At 68.1% G+C, this 16,222-nt stretch carries 17 protein-coding genes; 3 read left to right on the top strand and 14 right to left on the bottom strand.

The features are described from left to right. A complete protein-coding gene (locus AWB94_RS02140; RefSeq protein WP_062658808.1) occupies positions 1-765 on the bottom strand; it encodes an SDR family NAD(P)-dependent oxidoreductase in 765 nt (254 codons plus the stop codon). Positions 766-789: 24 nt separating this feature from the next. Here AWB94_RS02140 and AWB94_RS02135 point away from each other — a divergent pair, with 24 nt between their 5' ends. Further along, a complete protein-coding gene (locus AWB94_RS02135) occupies positions 790-1,404 on the top strand; it encodes a TetR/AcrR family transcriptional regulator (RefSeq protein ID WP_062658807.1) in 615 nt (204 codons plus the stop codon). A 52-nt stretch (positions 1,405-1,456) separates the two neighbouring features. Here AWB94_RS02135 and AWB94_RS02130 read toward each other — a convergent pair whose 3' ends face one another. From AWB94_RS02130 to AWB94_RS02075, 12 genes are all read right to left on the bottom strand, one after another. Continuing rightward, a complete protein-coding gene (locus AWB94_RS02130; RefSeq protein ID WP_234811580.1) occupies positions 1,457-2,671 on the bottom strand; it encodes a DUF1298 domain-containing protein in 1,215 nt (404 codons plus the stop codon). Positions 2,672-2,712: 41 nt separating this feature from the next. Then, positions 2,713-3,351 carry an Rv1363c family protein gene (locus AWB94_RS02125; protein WP_062658805.1) on the bottom strand — a complete coding sequence of 213 codons (639 nt, stop codon included), beginning with the start codon at positions 3,349-3,351 and terminating at the stop codon, positions 2,713-2,715. After that, positions 3,348-3,992 (bottom strand): Rv1363c family protein, encoded by a 645-nt coding sequence (locus AWB94_RS02120; RefSeq protein WP_062658804.1) that lies wholly within the window; start codon positions 3,990-3,992, stop codon positions 3,348-3,350. Before AWB94_RS02120 ends, AWB94_RS02125 begins: the two co-directional genes overlap by 4 nt. Further along, positions 3,956-5,431: an MCE family protein gene (locus AWB94_RS02115; protein WP_062658803.1), complete on the bottom strand. Its 1,476-nt coding sequence runs from the start codon at positions 5,429-5,431 to the stop codon at positions 3,956-3,958. The genes AWB94_RS02120 and AWB94_RS02115 overlap by 37 nt, the downstream gene beginning before the upstream one ends. Before the next feature lie 2 nt (positions 5,432-5,433). Further along, positions 5,434-6,546 carry an MCE family protein gene (locus tag AWB94_RS02110; RefSeq protein ID WP_264022139.1) on the bottom strand — a complete coding sequence of 371 codons (1,113 nt, stop codon included), beginning with the start codon at positions 6,544-6,546 and terminating at the stop codon, positions 5,434-5,436. Continuing rightward, entirely contained in the window at positions 6,543-7,808 is a 1,266-nt protein-coding gene (locus AWB94_RS02105; RefSeq protein WP_062658897.1) for an MCE family protein, read from the bottom strand. The genes AWB94_RS02110 and AWB94_RS02105 overlap by 4 nt, the downstream gene beginning before the upstream one ends. A gap of 56 nt (positions 7,809-7,864) precedes the next feature. After that, positions 7,865-9,295: an MCE family protein gene (locus AWB94_RS02100; protein ID WP_085122203.1), complete on the bottom strand. Its 1,431-nt coding sequence runs from the start codon at positions 9,293-9,295 to the stop codon at positions 7,865-7,867. Next, entirely contained in the window at positions 9,292-10,323 is a 1,032-nt protein-coding gene (locus AWB94_RS02095) for an MCE family protein (protein ID WP_062658802.1), read from the bottom strand. The genes AWB94_RS02100 and AWB94_RS02095 overlap by 4 nt, the downstream gene beginning before the upstream one ends. A 46-nt stretch (positions 10,324-10,369) precedes the next feature. Then, entirely contained in the window at positions 10,370-11,836 is a 1,467-nt protein-coding gene (locus AWB94_RS02090) for an MCE family protein (protein ID WP_062658801.1), read from the bottom strand. Between the two features lie 5 nt (positions 11,837-11,841). Beyond that, entirely contained in the window at positions 11,842-12,684 is an 843-nt protein-coding gene (locus AWB94_RS02085) for an ABC transporter permease (protein WP_062658800.1), read from the bottom strand. Between the two features lie 10 nt (positions 12,685-12,694). Continuing rightward, positions 12,695-13,474, bottom strand: coding sequence for an MlaE family ABC transporter permease (locus tag AWB94_RS02080; RefSeq protein ID WP_036396968.1), 780 nt, complete (start codon positions 13,472-13,474; stop codon positions 12,695-12,697). Between the two features lie 203 nt (positions 13,475-13,677). Continuing rightward, positions 13,678-14,277, bottom strand: coding sequence for a TetR/AcrR family transcriptional regulator (locus AWB94_RS02075; protein WP_109762503.1), 600 nt, complete (start codon positions 14,275-14,277; stop codon positions 13,678-13,680). Between the two features lie 95 nt (positions 14,278-14,372). On the opposite strand from AWB94_RS02075, the gene AWB94_RS02070 reads away from it, so the two are divergent. After that, positions 14,373-15,245, top strand: coding sequence for an alpha/beta fold hydrolase (locus tag AWB94_RS02070; protein ID WP_062658895.1), 873 nt, complete (start codon positions 14,373-14,375; stop codon positions 15,243-15,245). Between the two features lie 76 nt (positions 15,246-15,321). Here AWB94_RS02070 and AWB94_RS02065 read toward each other — a convergent pair whose 3' ends face one another. Continuing rightward, on the bottom strand, positions 15,322-15,483 hold the full coding sequence (locus tag AWB94_RS02065) for a hypothetical protein (protein ID WP_109762511.1): 162 nt from the start codon (positions 15,481-15,483) through the stop codon (positions 15,322-15,324). A gap of 30 nt (positions 15,484-15,513) precedes the next feature. Between AWB94_RS02065 and AWB94_RS02060 the strand changes: the two genes are divergently transcribed. Beyond that, positions 15,514-16,221: a hypothetical protein gene (locus tag AWB94_RS02060; RefSeq protein WP_062658798.1), complete on the top strand. Its 708-nt coding sequence runs from the start codon at positions 15,514-15,516 to the stop codon at positions 16,219-16,221. The last annotated feature ends 1 nt before the right edge of the window (position 16,222 follow it).

Here is a 16,222-nt window from a genome sequence, read left to right as displayed (position 1 = left end):
TTACACCGCCGCCCACCCTCCGTCGACACTGAGCACCGCGCCGTGGATGTTCGCCGCCGACGCACCGGCCAGGAACACCACCGCGGCGGCCACCTCCTCGGGGGTGCTCATCCGGCGCGACGGGATACGTTCGAGGGTGGGGGCGATGTGGTCGGCAATCTCCAACACCCGCTCGGTGCCGATCGGCCCGGGCGCCACGGTGTTGACGCGCACCCCCAGCGGCCCGTACTCGGCGGCCCACGACTTGGTCAGCGAGTGCACGGCGGCCTTCGTCGAACCGTAGAGCGCCGACTTGTCGCCGCCGATCAGCCCGTTGATCGAGCCGATGTTGACCACGGCTCCCTCGCCGCGCTCGGCCATCGCCGGCACCAGCGCGCCGGTCAACAGGAACGGCGCGACCACGTTGGTGCGGTAGGACTCCAGCAGCGCCTCCTCGGTGATCTCGGCGGTGGGCTCGGGCAGCGACCACGTGGCGGCGTTGTTGACCAGGATGTCGATCCGGCCGCCGGCCGCCGCGAGCGCGCCGTCGGCCAGGGCACGGACCTGCGCCCCACCCGCGCCCAGGTCGGCGGCGACGAATTCGGCGCGCCCGCCGGCCGCCCGGATGTCGGCGACGACGGCGTCGCCCCTGCCCTTGTCGCGACCGCTGACCACCGCCAGCGCCCCCTCGGCCGCCAACGCCTTGGCGATGGCGACACCCAAGCCGCCGGTGGACCCCGTAACCAGTGCAGTGCGGCCCGCAAGCCGCGTAGTGTTTGGACTCATGAGTCCACAAGTACGGAGATAAAAATGGACCCGCAAGTCCAAAACCTCAGCACTCCGGCGACCAAGAAGGGCATGGCCACCCGCGATCGGATCGTGCAGGGTGCGGCCGCCGAGATCCGCGACCGTGGCGTGGCGATGACCACGCTCGACGACATCCGGGCCCGCACCGGCACGTCCAAGAGCCAGTTGTTCCACTACTTTCCCGACGGCAAGGAGCAGCTGCTGCTCGCGGTCGCCACGCACGAAGCCCATCAGGTCCTCGCCGACCAACAACCCCATCTGGGCGCGCTGACCTCATGGGCGGCCTGGCAGCGGTGGCGCGACGCGGTCCTGGACCGCTACCGCCGGCAGGGCCAGAGCTGCCCGCTGAGCATGCTGATGTCCGAGATCGGCCGCACCACGCCCGGCGCACAGGCGGTCACCACGGCCCTGATGCGCCGCTGGCACGAAGAGATCGCCGACGGCATCCGGGCGATGCAGGCCCAGGACAAGATCGACGCCGGGGTGCAGCCGGAGAAGGCCGCGGCGGCCCTGCTGGCCGGCATCCAGGGCGGTGTCGGCATCCTGCTGGCCACCGGCGACCTGTCCTACCTGCAGCACGCCTTGGATGTGGGGATCGAAAACCTCCGCGCCGCCTAGTGATTTGTGCACGTTCTGTCACGCCCGGCGTTACCAAACGTGCACAAATCACTCAGGCGAAGGCGGACTTCAGCCGGGCCACGTAGGCGTCCACATCGCCGACGGCCGATTCCGTGGCGAACACGTTGACCGAAACGGTGTCCCCCAGCCCCATCACACCGTGGGTCAGGCCCATCATCGGTGACAACCCGGGGAACACGGTCGCCACCCGCACCGGGCACCCGCCGAAGCCGAAATCGGCGGCACCACAGTTGATGCTCGACACCACGGTGTTGCCGATGACCGTCGCCGACCGCGCCGCCGGGTCGAAGTGGCTTATCCCCCACCGCAGCAGCGGCGCGGGGGTGGCGGCGAACGCTCGGTCCGACGCTTGCATCGCCGGGTGTGCCGCCCGGTCCCGACGGGCCCGCAGTTCCGCGGCGATGGCCGCGATCCGCGGCCGTATCGGCAGCTGCGGATGCAGGCCCACGCCGGCGGCACGGAAATGGTTGTATGCCTGACGCACACCGGGTTTGGTCATCGTCACCTCGGCACCCAGCCCGCCGGTGTCCTCGCCGAGTTCGGCCAGCTGCGCGGCCAGGGCACCGGCGATGCGGGCCAGGGCCACCACGGTGACGGTGCCCCCGGACAGCGCGGCCCGGGGCAGCACCACGCTGCGCATGGCACGGCGCCCGGCCGGCGGCGCGTTGGTCCGCACCGGCCGGCGTCCCGGCGCCTGCGGCGGAATCCGTCCGGATTCGCTGTCGCGCAGCAGTTCTCGCTGCGCCCTGACCGCCTGGACGGTGCGCCAGGGCAGCGACAGCGGGCCGACGTGGGGCGGCAGCACCGGTGCCACGGTGTCGGGGCGGCCGAACATCAGGGCCGCCGGCGCGTTGGTGCGCCCGGCACCGCCGAGGGTATGGGTGATCTGCAGTGCGGCCACCGTCCCCGGGCCGGCCGCACCGGGGATGCCGTCGATATCGGTGAACACGTGCAGCCGCCAGGGCGTCACCTGCGGATCGAGCTGGTCGTCGACGAGGCCGTTGACCACGGAAAGGCAACCGTCCCAGGTTCGCTCGCCGGGTTCATGGACCAGGAACCGGGATCGGTCGGGCGGGCACGGCGCCCAGCGCGGGTACCGCAGCCGCGAGCAGTCGTCGATGCGCTGCGACAGGTCCGGACTGGTGCGCGCCCGCTCGAGCAGCTCATCGAGCACCCGGTGCAGATCGTCGGGCACGCCGTCGAACCCGAACACCATGAAGGTGTCGTTGGGGATCTTGGCCGACATCCAGAACATCTGGGCGTCGACGGGTGCGAGCCGCCTTATGGCTACACCGGGTCGAACTTGGAGATCAGCCAGTGATCGCCGTGCTTTTCCAGCGTCACCCGCACGCTGGATGCGGTGTCGGTGGGCGCGTCGGAGCCGACCACCACGGTCTGGTTGACGAACACCAACACCACGGCCTTGTTGGGATCGGCCGACACCGAGGCCGCGGCCGGCACGGTCGCCACCGCCGAGATCTGCTTCTGCTTGGCGCCCGGGATGACGACGTCATGGGTCAGCGAGGTGTAGGCGTCCTGGAACTCGCCGGTCAGCAGATCGCGTGCGGCGTTGAGCTGTTGTTCGACGGTGTCCGGCTTGTAGGACAGCAGCGCGACGGTACTGTCCTTGGCCACCTGCACGGACTCGGCACGGGCCAGGTCGGCGTCACGGACCGAATTGTCCTGCCATTTGAGGAAACCCGCGGCCAGCGCCAGCACCAGGGCCAGCCCCGGCAGCACACCGTAGGCGACCACGCGCGCCCAGTCGACGGACCGATTCGGCTGCGGGGCGGCCTGGGTCGTGGCGGGGGCGGCGGGCGTCGCGGTGGCCTCGGTGGCTCCGGTGATCTCCGTGGCCCCGGACTCGGTGATCTCGTGCGCTTCGCCGCTGGCGACGGTGTCGTCATCCTTGGTCGGTTCGGTCACGGCACAAACTCCACGTTGGACACCTTCACGTCGTCACCCATCTTCTGCACGGTGATGCGCATCCGCCACAGCCGCGGTTGTTGCTCGGCGGCACCGGCATTGGAGGTCTGCACCGTCACCGCCACCAGCACCTGCGCCCCGGTATCGGTGTCGGATTCCAGACCGGCCTCGGTCACGGCGCCGACCGACTTGGACTTCGCCTGCTTGACCACCTCGACGAACGGCCCGGCCCGCTTCTGGAAGTCGTCATAGAAGGTGCCGGTGGCCGAATCGAGGATGCGTTGCACGTCGGCATCGGCATGCTCGAAGTCGATGGTGGTCAGGTTGATTGCGCCCTGACGGCCCACCTGAAGGAACACCTTGCGCTGATCGTCGAGTTGCTTGGACTGGTAGGCCCGAATGCCCAGCCAGACGGTGAGACCGCCGAGGGCCAGCACCAGCACCAGCCCGGCGACCAGAGCCAGCGTGACATGCGAACGCTCCGGCGCAGCGGGACCGGCATCGGGCACGACAGTGTCGACCATGGCATCGTCCTCGACCGCCGTGGCTTCGGTGGTCTCGGTGACTTCGGCTTTGCCGTCGGCTTTCTGGTCTGCGGACTCGCTTACCGCCCCTTTGGGGGTAGCAGCATCGTCTGCCATGTTTGCTCCTCGCTCGCACTGCGGGCCAGATTGGACTGGGTGTACACCTGCCCGTCGGGTCCAACGTACGTGCCGGTGCTGGGATCGTATTCGGCGGCCGCGATCGGCGGGGGCGGCGGGGCTCCCGACGGCACCACGGGTCCGGCCGGCGCGGGCGGGGTCCCCGGCGGCAACTGCGGGATGGCCTGCCCGGACAGGGTCGCGTTCGGATCGCCCTTCCAGTTGTAACCATCGTTGAGCGGAATGTAGTTTTCGTTGCTCTCGCACAGCTTGACCGTCGGCGCCCGCTTACCCGGCACCGTCTCGCACGGCAGGTTGCGCGCACCACGCACATTGCCGGCCGCGTCCTGCGGGATGCGGCAGTACAGGTCCCCGGCCGGGCGGTCCGGATAGTCCACGTCGGCGGCCACCCGCCACTGCTGCGGCGGCAGGAAGCCGGTGGTGCACGGCGGCGGCAGGTTCAGGTTGAGATTGAGATCCAGGTAGGCGCCCTTGAAGTTCTGCTTGGTGTTGCGATTCGCCGTTCCGACGGCCTGCGAGGTGGCGGTGCCCTGCGGCAACAACACCAGCAGCTGTTCCAGCGACGGCTGGTAGGTGATGGCCACCTGGTTGATGTTGACCAGGTTGGCCAGCACCACCGGAAGCGTCGGCTGCAGCCGGCCCAGCAGCGCCCGCACCTCCTCGGCGGCACCCGGTCCCTGGCTGAGCACCCCGCGCACGGCCTGATCCCGGGACTGCAGCTGCCCGGTGATGGTGGCCAGGTGCGAGGCCCAGGCCCGGATGGATCCTGACGTATCGGCCTGGGTGTCCAGCACCGGCTTGGACTGGTCGATCAACGCGGTCAGCGGGTCGAGGTTGGCACGGGCATCGATAGCCAGCGCCGTGGAGCCCTTCACCAGACGCGACAGATCCGGTCCCAGCCCGCCGACGGCCTGGTAGGCCTCGTCGACGGCGGTCTGCAGATTCTCCCGCGGAATGGCATCCAGCCCGCGGTTGGTCGCGTCGAGCAAGGTGTTGACGTCCGGCGGCACGGTCGCCCGGTCGGCGGCGATGACATCCCCGTTGCGCAGGTACGGTCCGCCGTCGGCGCGGGGCAGCAGTTCGACGAACAGTTCACCGATCGCGGTCTGGCTGTGCACCTGGGCTTCCAGGTCGGCCGGGATCTTCACGTCGTCGGTCAGCGACAGCACGGCGTTGACACCGCCGTGCTCGTCGAGGCCGACGCTCTCCACCCGGCCCACCTGGGTGCCGCGGTAGGTGACGTTGCTACGCGGGTACAGCCCGCCGGTCTCGGGCAGCTGCAGGGTCACCTTGTAATGCCCTGCGCCCCACAGCAAGTTGGGCAGGTTCATATAGCCGAACACCATGATGCCGATGGCGATGGCCGCGATGAAGGTGAACACCGCGAACTGCAGCAGGATACGTCTGGTCAACACCATGGTTACGGCCCCTGATCCCAGCGATACGGCACCACGAGCGGATTCACCGCGGTGTACGGGCTGGGCAGCTGGCCGATGGTGCGGCCCCACTGCATCTCCAGCTCGGTGAGATCGCCCTCCCAGCGTGTTCCGGTGAACACACCCTGATCCAACCGGCTCAGTGTCAGGTCGACCACCAGGGTGAGGTTGGCGTAGTCACCACGCATCCAGTTGGCCAGCGTCTCCTTGGGGAACGGATAAGTGGTGAAGAAGCTCAGCGACCGGGTCAGCGCCGGACCGGCATTGGCCAGTTGCTCCAGCGTCGGGCCCAGCGATTTCAGCTCCGCCACCAGCGCCTCACGGGTCTGGTTGGCCGAATCCGCCGCCAGCGCACTGAATTTGCCCAGCTGGGTCACCGCCTCGGCGAGCTGGTTGCGCTGATCCTTGAGCACCGCCAACGCGTCGGGCACCGTCTTGAGCGCCTTGTCCACCACCGGCTTCTGCGCGGCGACCTGTCCGACCAGATCGTTGAGGCTGGACGCCGCGTCGATGATGTCGTCCTTCTGGTCGTTGGTGTTGGCGATGAAGATGTTCAGCTGATCGATGAGGCTGCGCAGGTCGGCCTCGCGCCCGGTGAACGCCTGGCTGAACGCCGCGGTGATGTCCTGCACGTTGCCCAGGCCACCGCCGTTGAGCAGCAACGAGATCGCCGCCAGCGTCTGCTCTGTCGTCGGATAGCCGCCGCTGCTGGCCAGCGGGATCAGCGAGCCGTCGTGCAACCGGCCTTGCGGTGCAACGTCTTTGGGCGGTGCGAGTTCGATGTGCTGGGAACCCAGCAGGCTGGTTTGGCCGATCTTGGCCGTCGCATTGGCCGGCAGCACCACATCGGCGTTGAGCTTCATGGTGATCAGCGCGTGCCAGCCCTGCCGCTGGATATCGGTGACGTTGCCGACGGTGACGTCACCGACCCGCACCCGCGAATTGCGGTCCAGGTTGTCCACATCGGGCATCTCGGCCTTGACCGTGTAGGCACCCGGTCCCTCGCCTTGTACACCGGGCAACGGCACCGAGTTCAGGCCCTGCCACGAGCATCCGCCCAGGGCCATGCAGGCCAGTAGGAGGATCAGCCGTTTCACGAGCCACCGCCGCTGTGCACCATCAGGCCGGGCAGGCCGGCGTTCGGATCGGTCACCTGGGGTGCCTCCGCGGGCAGCGGCGGACCCGCGGGGTCGACCACCGGTGGCGGCAGGATCGCCGGTGCGGGTCCCGGTGGCGGGATGTAATCCGGCCGCATCCACTCCTCGCTGTAGGTGACCTCGTTCGGCCGGGCCTGCGCGCCCACCAACTGGTTCAACCCCAGGGGCAGGAAGTTGTACTGCCGGTTCTTCACGATCGGCGCCAGGTACTGCACGCACAACTTGGCCGACTCCTCGGCGCCCATCCGGGAGGCGGCCTGAATGCCGCCGCACAGGAACGAGATCGGGTCGGCGAAGTTGCTCAGCGCCGGGACCGCCGCCACCGCGCCCTGCGCCGGTTGGTAGATGTTCACGTAGTTCTGGAACGCCGACGGCGCGACGTGCAGGAACTGCTTCACGTCGTCGAGGCTGTCGTTGAGGGTCTGCGTCACCCCCGCCAACTTGTCCGACGTGGTGCCCAACGCCTCCCGATTGTCGGCCACGAACGTCTGCACCTGCCCGACGGTGTCGGACAGATCCTTGACGGCGTTGCCGACCTCGTTGGGATTGTCGGCGAGCAGCCCGGTCACCGAGGCCAGGTTCTGGTTGAGCTGACGCATCACCGTGGTGCTGTCCTGCAGCGCCGACACCAGGATGGACAGGTTCTTGACGGTGCTGAAGATGTCGGTGCTGTGGTCACCGAGTGTCGAAAACGCTTGGGACAGCTTGGTCAGCGCGTCGCGGATACTGGCGCCCTGGCCGCGCAGGTTGTCGGCGGTGGTGTTGATGAACGAGCCGAGCGTGCTGACGCCGCCGGGTTCGGTCGGCTGCAGGGTTTCGGTCAGGCGCTGCAACTGCTTACGGAAATCGTCGTACTCGACGGGCACGACGGTGCGTTCCCGCGGGATGACGGCGTCGTTCTTGAGCACGGCCCCACCCGAGTAGGCGGGCGTGAGCTGGATGGCGCGCGAGGTCACCAGCATCGGCGACAGGATCGCCGCCTTCACGTCGGCAGGCACCTTGTAACGGTCGTCGTAGTGGAACGTGACCTTCACCTGCTGCGGTTCCGGCTCGATCTTGTCGATCCGGCCGACGGGAACCCCGAGGATCATCACGTCGTCACCGACGAAGATGCCGTTGCTGTTCTCGAAGTACGCGACGACGTTCGTCCGGTTGAGGGTGTCGCCGGCCCGGGTCACCAGGTACACGCCGGCGCCCAGCATGAGCACCAGGGCCAGCGCCAGACCGATCCGGGCGTTGCGCGCGTTCACTGCCGAGTTCACTGGCCGGCCCCCGTCGCTGCGCTCGCCCCGGTGTCCTGCCCCGTCGCTGCGCTCGCCCCGGTGTCCTGCCCCGTCGCTGCGCTCGCCCCGGTGTCCTGCCCCGGCTCACCCGGCGCCGGCACCAGCACCGGGCTGGGGAACGGCGTTGGGGTGGAGGCGATTCCCGGTGGCGCGATCGCCGGCGGTCCCGGCGGCGGACCACCTGGCGGGCCGGGCGGAATGGGCTCACGGTACGGGTAGCAGCCGGTGGGCCCGGGCAGCGGCAGCCCGGGCGGCCCGCACCCCTGGTCACCGGGGTTGCCGGTGATCGCGTCGGGCAGGTTCATCCTCGGCTCGCCTCCCTGACCGGTCCGCGGGAACGGGACGGGCATGGCCGGAGTGCCCGGCTGACCCAGTTGCGGGTCGGTGCGCTGCGAGGGCAGCAGCACGTGCGGGTCCAGGCCCAGGTCGGAGAACGCCGCGTCGACGAAGGGCTGGATGAATTGTCCGGGAAGCAGATTGACGATGTAGGTCTTGAAGAACGGACCGGAACTGACCGACTCACCCAGCGACATCGCGTAGGAGTTCAGCAGCGGCAGGGCTTTACGCAACCGGTCCTTGCGGTTGTCCAGGATGGTCAGCACTCCGTTGAGCTTGTCCAGCGCCGGGCGCAGGGTGGTCTTGTTCTCCGCGATCAACCCCTGTATCTGCTGGCTCAGCGCCGAGATGTTGCCCGAAAGGCTGTCCAGCGCAGCGCTTTGCCCCTGCAGTTCGGCCAGCAGGGCGTTGGTGTTGCGGACCAGGCCGACGATCTGGTCGCTGCGCTCGGCCAGCACCGTGGTGGCGGTGTTGGCATTGCTGAGCAGGCCGCGCAGCTGGGCGTCGCGCTCGTTGAGGGTCTGGGAGAACCGGGCCACACCTTCGACGGCGACCTTGAGTTCGGGCGGGGTGTCGGCGAAGGTCTCCGACAGCACCCGCAACGAATCCGAGAGCTGGTCGGTGTTCAGGCCGCTGATGGTGGTGGCCAGATCGCCCAGCGCATCCGGCAGTTGATAGGCGGGCGTGGTGCGTTCCAGCGGGATGGTGGCCTGCAGCGTTCCCTCGCCCCGCGGGGACACTTCCAGGATCTTGGTGCCCAGCAGGCTCTTGGTCTTCACCGCGGCCTCGCTGCGGTCACCGATGCGCACCCCGTCGTCGACCTTGAACTTGACCAGCACCCGCTGGCCGTCCAGTTCCACGGCCGTCACGTGCCCGACGCGCATGCCCGAAACCTGAACGGCCGCACCGCTGCGCAGGCCGCCGGCCTCGGCGAAGTAGGCCGAGTAGTCCTTGCCCCGGTCCAGGAAGGGCAACTTGTCGTAGTTGAGGGCGCCGACGATGATGGCGGCGATCACCAACAGACCGACGGCGCCGACGATCAGCTGGTTGCGTTCGGAGAAGGACTTCATCGCGGCGTGCACCGCCCGCTGTCCTGCCCGGCCGCCTTCACATACACCGGCTGTCCGCCCTTGCCGTTGAGCTTGAGGATGATGTCGCACAGGTAGAAGCTGAAGAAGTCACCGTAGATGCCCTGGCGGGCCAGGATCTGGTACGAGTCCGGCAGGGTGTTGAGCAGGTTGTCGAAGTAGTCGTGATCGGCCACCACGATGCCTGCGGCACGGTCGGTTTCATGCACCGTCTTGACCAGCGGCGGACGTGCCTGCTCGAGCAGGTCGGCGATGCTGCCGGCGGCGGCGCTGGCGTAGGCGACACCGTTGGCGATATCGGTGCGGCGCTGGGCCAGCGTGTCCATCAGCTGCGCCAGGCCGTCGATGCCCTTGGCGAACTGCTTGTTCTGATCTCCGAGTGAGCCCATCACGGTGTTCAGGTTGACGATCACCTCGCCGATCAACTGATCCCGGTCGGCCAACGTGTTGGTCAGGGCGGCGGTCTGGCTGAGGAACGACCCGATGGTGGCACCCTGACCCTGCAGCGCGCTGATCAACTGGCCCGACAGCGCATTGACCTGGTTGGGGTCCAGGGCGCGGAACAGCGGCCGGAACCCGCCGATCAACGCATCCAGGTCCAGCGCCGGTGACGTGCGGGCCAGCGGGATGGTGTCACCGGGCTTGAGCTTCTTGGTGTTTCCCACGCCTTCCTGCAGGGCCAGGTACCGACCGCCGATCAGATCGTCGTAGCGGATCACCGCGCGGCTGCCCTCGGTCAGCACCACCGAATCGTCGGCGGTGAACTCGGCCAGCACCGTGCCGTCGTCCTGGATGTGCATCGCACCGACCTTGCCCACCTCGACACCGGCGATCCGCACGAAATCGCCTTCCTCCATGCCCGAGGCGTTGGCGAACAACGCCCGGTAGGTGTGGGTGGACTCGCCGAGCCGCAGCTGCGCGAAGATCGCGAACAAGCCGAAGACACCCAGCAGGCACACCGCCAGGAAGATGGCAAGGCGCCAAATCGCGCCCACCAGGTTGTCTTTCATGGCTCGTTCCTTCTCGTGCTGCTGAGTTCGGGTGTGCTCGTTGCGTCTACGGCGACGGGGCGGCCTCCTCGGGAAGGGGTACCGGCGGCAGCGGTGTCGGCTGCACACCGGGGGCGGGCACCACGAACGGTTCCGAGCCCGGCGTGCGCCCGGGATCGCGCGGGGCGCCCGGCGGCGGGGCGGGCGGCAGACCCGGCCACAACGGCGTGCCGTCCGGCGCGTACAGCGGCGCACCGTAGGCCGGTGCCCCGGGATACGGGATCGGTCCGGGCGCCGGACCACCGAAGGTGTTGCGAATGCTGGGCGGTTCGGGCACCGCTCGGGTGACCGGCAGGTAGTTGCCGTACATCGGGAAGGCGATGCCCGGGTTGGGGCGCCAGTCCAGGCCGGTACCGAAACCGGTGTTGGTGATGAGCTGGCGCACCGGCCAGTTCTGGTCGACGATCGGCAGCGAGCCGCAGCCCGGCTTGCCGCCCGGCCCGCCCTTGGCGCCGATGATCGGCAGGTTCTGCGGGAACTTGTACGGGTCGTTGCCCGGCCGGATGCCGGCGTCCAGGATGAACGACTTGCCGTTGCCGCCAGTGGCCTCGTAACCACCGTGGTCCAGAAGGTATTTGGCGCCGACGAGCATGCAGGTGTATTCGGGGTCGTACTTGGCCAGCAGATCGGTGGTGGGCCGCAACGTGTTGATCGCGGTGATCAGGTTGCCCTGGTTGGGCGCCAGCAGCTCGATGCCCTTGTTGGACAGCCCGGTGGTGGCCAGCAGCAGCGCGTCCAGCTGCTGGGCATGGCTGGAGATGGTGACCGCGGTGGTGCTCGCCGCGTTCAGCGTGGACAGGATGTCTTGTGCCGCACCGGCGTAGGCGTCGCTGAAGCCTTGCAGTGACTGCCAGTCGGCCCGGATGGTGTCGCTGCGCGGGTTGATGGCCAGCAGCACCTGGTTGGCGTCGGTGGTGGCCTGGCCGATGCGCTCGCCCTGCCCGCGGACACCCTCGGCCAGTGCGGAGAGCACCGCGTTGAGTTTGGCGGTGTCGACCTTGTCCAGCACGCCCACCAGGTTCTGGAAGACGGTGTTCACCTCGGTGGTGACGTTGAGCGACGTGAGCACCTGGCCGGGTTCCAGCCGCTGCGGGCTGGGGTTGTCCGGGTACACCAGGTCGACGAATTTGGCGCCGAAGATGGTGGTGGCCCGGATCCGGGCCTCCACATTGGCCGGGATGTATCGGATCTGGTCGGGGTCGATGTCCAGGCGCAGCTTCACCGGGGCCGCGCTCTTGCTGTCGCCCCCGGAGATGGCCGCCACCTTGCCGACCTGCACGCCGCGCATCTTCACCTTGGCGTTGGTCTCCATGACCAGACCCGAACGATCCGAGGTGAGGGTGACCGGCACCGAGGATTTCAGGTTGCCGGTGAACAGCGAATACGACAGCCACACCGAGCCGACGACGAACAGCACCAGGATCAGCGTCCACCAGCCCGGCGCCAGCCCCTTGTCGCGAGAGAAGTGGTCCATGTGCGTCAGCCGGCCAGGTTGAAGTTGCCCGATTGCCCGTACACGGCCAGCGAGATCATCACCACGACGAACGCCGAGATCACCAGCGAGGTGCGCACCGCGCGACCCACCGCCTCACCGACGCCGGCCGGCCCACCGCTGGCGGTGAACCCGTAGAAGGTGTGCACCAGCATGATCACGATGGCCATGGCGATGGACTGCACGAACGACCAGATCAGGTCGACGGGGTTGAGGAACGTGTCGAAGTAGTGGTCGTAGACACCGATGGACTGCCCGTAGATGGCGGTGGTGCCCAGTTTGGCCGCCCAGAACGACATCAGCACGCCGACGCAGTACAGCGGGATCACCACCACCACACCGGCGATGACACGGGTAGACGCCAGGTAGGCGACGCTCCGGATGCCGATCACCTCGAGGGCGTCGATCTCCTCGTTGATACGCATGGCACCCAGCTGGGCGGTGGCGCCGGCGCCGATGGTGGCCGACAACGCGACGGCGGTGGTGCCCGGCGCGATGAGGCGGACGTTGAAGAAGGCCGAGGCGAAACCGGTGAGCGCTTCGACACCGATCTCGGCGAACTGGTTGTAGCCCTGCACGGCGACCAGGGCACCGGTGCTGATGGTGAGGAAGCCGACGATGGCGACGGTGCCACCGATGATGGCCAATGCACCCGTGCCCAGCCCCATTTGGGCGATGAGCCGGATCAGTTCCTTGGGGTAGTTGATGAAGACGTCGGGTATCGAACGCAGGGTGCGGCCGAAGAACTTCGTCTGTACGCCGACCTGGTTCCAGCTGTCGACGACACCGCCGACCCCCCGCTTCAGACGGTACCCCAGTGCCCCACTCATCGGGCCCCGCTCACATCGTGGCCTTCACACCGACCGCCGTCGCGACGACGTTGATGGCGAACAGCGTCATGAACGTGAACACCACCGTCTCGTTCACGGCGTTACCGACTCCGGCCGGACCGCCGCCCACCGAAATGCCCTTGTAGCAGGCGATCAGGCCGGCCGCCAGGCCGAACAGCGCGGCCTTGGCCAGCGCGATGACCACGTCGGCGGGGCCGGTCACCAGGGTGAGGCCGGCGACGAAGGCGCCCGGCGATACGTGCTGGATGTACACGCAGAAGAAATACGCCCCCGTCAGGCCCACCAGCACCACCGTGGCCGACAGTGCCAGCGATACCGTCGTCGCCGCGAGCACGCGCGGAATCACCAGTGCCTGAATGGGATTGATGCCCATGACGCGCAAGGCGTCCAGCTCGTCGCGGATGGTGCGCGCGCCAAGGTCGGCACACATGGCGGTGGCACCGGCGCCGGCGATCACCAGCACGGTGACGATCGGTCCGATCTGGCTGACGGTGCCCAGGGCGGCGCCGGTCCCGGAGAAGTCGGCCGCGCCGAATTCGGTGAGCAGGATGTTGAACGTGAAGGTCAGCAGCACCGTGTACGGGATGGTGAGCATCAACGTCGGCAGGATCGACACCCGCGCCACGAACCAGGCTTGCAGGATGAATTCCCGCCAGGCGAACGGCGGCCGCCACATCAGCACGAAGACGTCCAACGTCATCGAGAAGAAGCCGCCGAACGCGCGCACGGGTTTTGCGACGACGTCGGGCACCGCGTCGGAGGAGGCCATTAACGACGCCGTCCCGAGCTGCACCTCTTCCGCATTACCTGCCGTTTCCCTTCCCCGCGCCCCGACGAAGCCGTGTCACACGAATCTGACCACAGGCACCACCATGGACGGGCAAGAACGTACATAACGATTTTCCCGCCAGCAACATCTACCGCGCGGCGCCGCGCCGGTCACCACGGATTTACAATTCGGGAGGCTACATATCAAAATTTGCCAGCGCCGAGTGCCCGCAAGGCGAAACCGAGCACCCGCTGCTTGGCGATGTCGACCAGCGCCGGGTCGACCGGCACCGGCACACTGAGCTGCCTGCTGACCAAGGCGTTGATCGCCACCGCGTCAACCTCGGGTTCGGCCAGCGGAAATGAGCCATCCTGAACGCCGCGGCGCAGAATCTCGGCCAGCGAACGTTCCCGATCGGTGCGCGCGAGTTCGCGGACGTGCGGATACCCCTTGGCGGACCGCATCTCGTCGGATTCCATCACAGCGAGATAGCTGGAGACCAACGGTTCGGTCGCCAGAGCAAACATTTGGCCGATCCAGGCGCGCAACTGCTCGGCCGGCGTGCCGGGCCCGCGCGCGATCTCCTCCAACCAGCCCGACAGCGTCGCCGCCAGGTCCTGCAGCATCGCCAGGAACAACTCGTCCTTGGACTCGAAATGCCGGTAGAACGCTCGGCTGGACACCCCGGCCCTGGCCAGGATCGCCGCCACCGGCAACGGGCCCTCATGCGACTCCAGCAGGCACTCGTAGGTGGCCTCGATGATGCGGCAACGTTCCTCGTCGAGGGAACGTTCCGGCGGCACAGGCGTGATTCTAGGGACGCCCGCGCGGGCGGACCGGCCATTTGCGGTATCGGGTGTCTGGGTAACGTGATCGCCGGGTCGGCGAGAGGATGCCCGTGAGCACAGCAGACAACGCACCGCAGACGGTCACGTTCCGTGGTGTCGACGACCTGACCCTGGTTGCCGACGAATGGAACGCCGGCATCGAGACCGACCTACCCAGCGTCCTGCTGCTGCACGGCGGCGGCCAGAACCGGCACTCGTGGAAGAACACCGGGCAGATCCTGGCCGGCGACCCGGGGGCGGGCGCCGGCATGCACGTCGTCGCGTTGGACAGCCGCGGACACGGCGACAGCGACCGGTCCCCCACCGCCAACTACTCCGTCGAGACCCTGTGCGCCGACGTCCTGCAGGTGCTCTACCAGATCGACAGGCCGGTGGTGCTCATCGGCGCCAGCATGGGCGGGCTGACCGGCATCCTGGCCGCCCACGAGGCCGGGCCCAACCTGGTGACCAAGCTGGTGCTCGTCGATGTGGTGCCGCGGTTCGAGAAGGACGGCAGCGCCCGCATCCGCGATTTCATGTTCAACCACGTGCACGGCTTCGACTCGCTGGAACAGGCCGCCGACGCGGTGGCCGAATATCTGCCGCATCGGCCGAAACCCCGCAGCGCCGAAGGGCTGAAGAAGAATCTGCGGCTGCGCAACGGCCGGTGGTACTGGCATTGGGATCCGGCGTTTCTCACCAAGCCCGACGATGACCCGTTCACCCGGGTGGACAAGCTGGAGCAGGCCGCGATGAACCTCACCGTGCCGATCCTGCTGATTCGCGGCCGGCTCTCCGACGTGGTGTCCGAGGAGGGCGTCCGCGACTTCCTGGCGAAGGTGCCGGCCGCCGAGTTCGTCGAGCTGTCCGATGCCGGGCACACCGCCGCGGGCGACGACAACGACGCCTTCACCAACGTCGTGGTGGACTTCGTCAGCCGCTGACCGTTCGTCCGCGAGCGGCCGTGTCTGCTCACCGACACGCCGTAAACGGTGGCATTTCGGGGCCGCCCGCCAGGCGCTAACCGGCCTGGTTCGCCTCGTTGAGCCGCTGGTGCAGCCGGGCCCGGATATCGTCGGGCGTGTAGGCCTTGCGCTTGCGCTGATCCCGCGCGACCAGCACCCCGCCGGCCACCACCCCGGCGACACCGGCCAACCCGACCCATTTCCAGATGCTTCGCATCAAGCGATTGTGCTGCATAGGCTGCCGGGGGTGAACGCACACACGGTGCCATTGGACCGAGCGCTGCAGGAGACCCGCACGGGCGATATCTGGCTGTTCCGCGGCGAGTCCGGTCCGGACCGGGCCATTCAGACCCTGACCAACGCGCCGGTCAACCACGTCGGCGTGACGGTGGCCATCGACGACCTGCCGCCGCTGATCTGGCATGCCGAACTGGGGCAAAAGCTGCTGGATCTGTGGACCGGCACGCATCACCGCGGCGTCCAGCTCAACGATACGCGCGAGGTCGTCGAGCAGTGGGTGCACGGTTACGGGCAGCGCTGCTGGCTGCGCCAGCTCTCCCCGTATGCCACCCGCGAGCAGGAAGACCGGATGCTGCGGGTGATCGCCCGGATGAACGGGACGGCGTTCCCGACGACGGCGCGGCTGACCGGGCGGTGGCTGCGGGGGCGGCTGCCCGTCGTCAGCGACTTCACCCGGGGATTGCCGTTCGTGCACAAGAAGGTGCGTGAGTCCGCCGAGCGCAGCAAGTCGCGGCAGCGGGCCGTCGGCCTGGAGACGGCGTACTGCGCGGAGACGGTCGCCATCACCTACGAGGACATGGGCCTGCTGCGGACCGAGAAACGGGAGAACTACTTCGATCCGGGCAAGTTCTGGAGTGGTGACTCGCTGTCGCTGGCACCCGGATACACCCTGGGGGCCGAGATCGTCGTCGACGTTCCCGCACCCCAGGCATAGC

Source organism: Mycolicibacterium canariasense (genome assembly GCF_002101555.1).
GTDB classification, from domain to species: domain Bacteria; phylum Actinomycetota; class Actinomycetes; order Mycobacteriales; family Mycobacteriaceae; genus Mycobacterium; species Mycobacterium canariasense.
Note: the sequence above shows the minus strand (reverse complement) of the source record. Positions and strands in the feature narration are given on the sequence as shown.

Coding starts and splice junctions, on each gene's coding strand:
- AWB94_RS02140 (WP_062658808.1), bottom strand. CDS start 765: ATGAGTCCAAACACTACGCGGCTTGCGGGCCGCACTGCACTGGTTACG.
- AWB94_RS02090 (WP_062658801.1), bottom strand. CDS start 11,836: ATGGACCACTTCTCTCGCGACAAGGGGCTGGCGCCGGGCTGGTGGACG.
- AWB94_RS02100 (WP_085122203.1), bottom strand. CDS start 9,295: ATGAAGTCCTTCTCCGAACGCAACCAGCTGATCGTCGGCGCCGTCGGT.
- AWB94_RS02095 (WP_062658802.1), bottom strand. CDS start 10,323: ATGAAAGACAACCTGGTGGGCGCGATTTGGCGCCTTGCCATCTTCCTG.
- AWB94_RS02080 (WP_036396968.1), bottom strand. CDS start 13,474: ATGGCCTCCTCCGACGCGGTGCCCGACGTCGTCGCAAAACCCGTGCGC.
- AWB94_RS02105 (WP_062658897.1), bottom strand. CDS start 7,808: ATGCTGGGCGCCGGCGTGTACCTGGTGACCCGGGCCGGCGACACCCTC.
- AWB94_RS02120 (WP_062658804.1), bottom strand. CDS start 3,992: ATGGCAGACGATGCTGCTACCCCCAAAGGGGCGGTAAGCGAGTCCGCA.
- AWB94_RS02065 (WP_109762511.1), bottom strand. CDS start 15,483: ATGCGAAGCATCTGGAAATGGGTCGGGTTGGCCGGTGTCGCCGGGGTG.
- AWB94_RS02085 (WP_062658800.1), bottom strand. CDS start 12,684: ATGAGTGGGGCACTGGGGTACCGTCTGAAGCGGGGGGTCGGCGGTGTC.
- AWB94_RS02130 (WP_234811580.1), bottom strand. CDS start 2,671: ATGTCGGCCAAGATCCCCAACGACACCTTCATGGTGTTCGGGTTCGAC.
- AWB94_RS02115 (WP_062658803.1), bottom strand. CDS start 5,431: ATGGTGTTGACCAGACGTATCCTGCTGCAGTTCGCGGTGTTCACCTTC.
- AWB94_RS02135 (WP_062658807.1), top strand. CDS start 790: ATGGACCCGCAAGTCCAAAACCTCAGCACTCCGGCGACCAAGAAGGGC.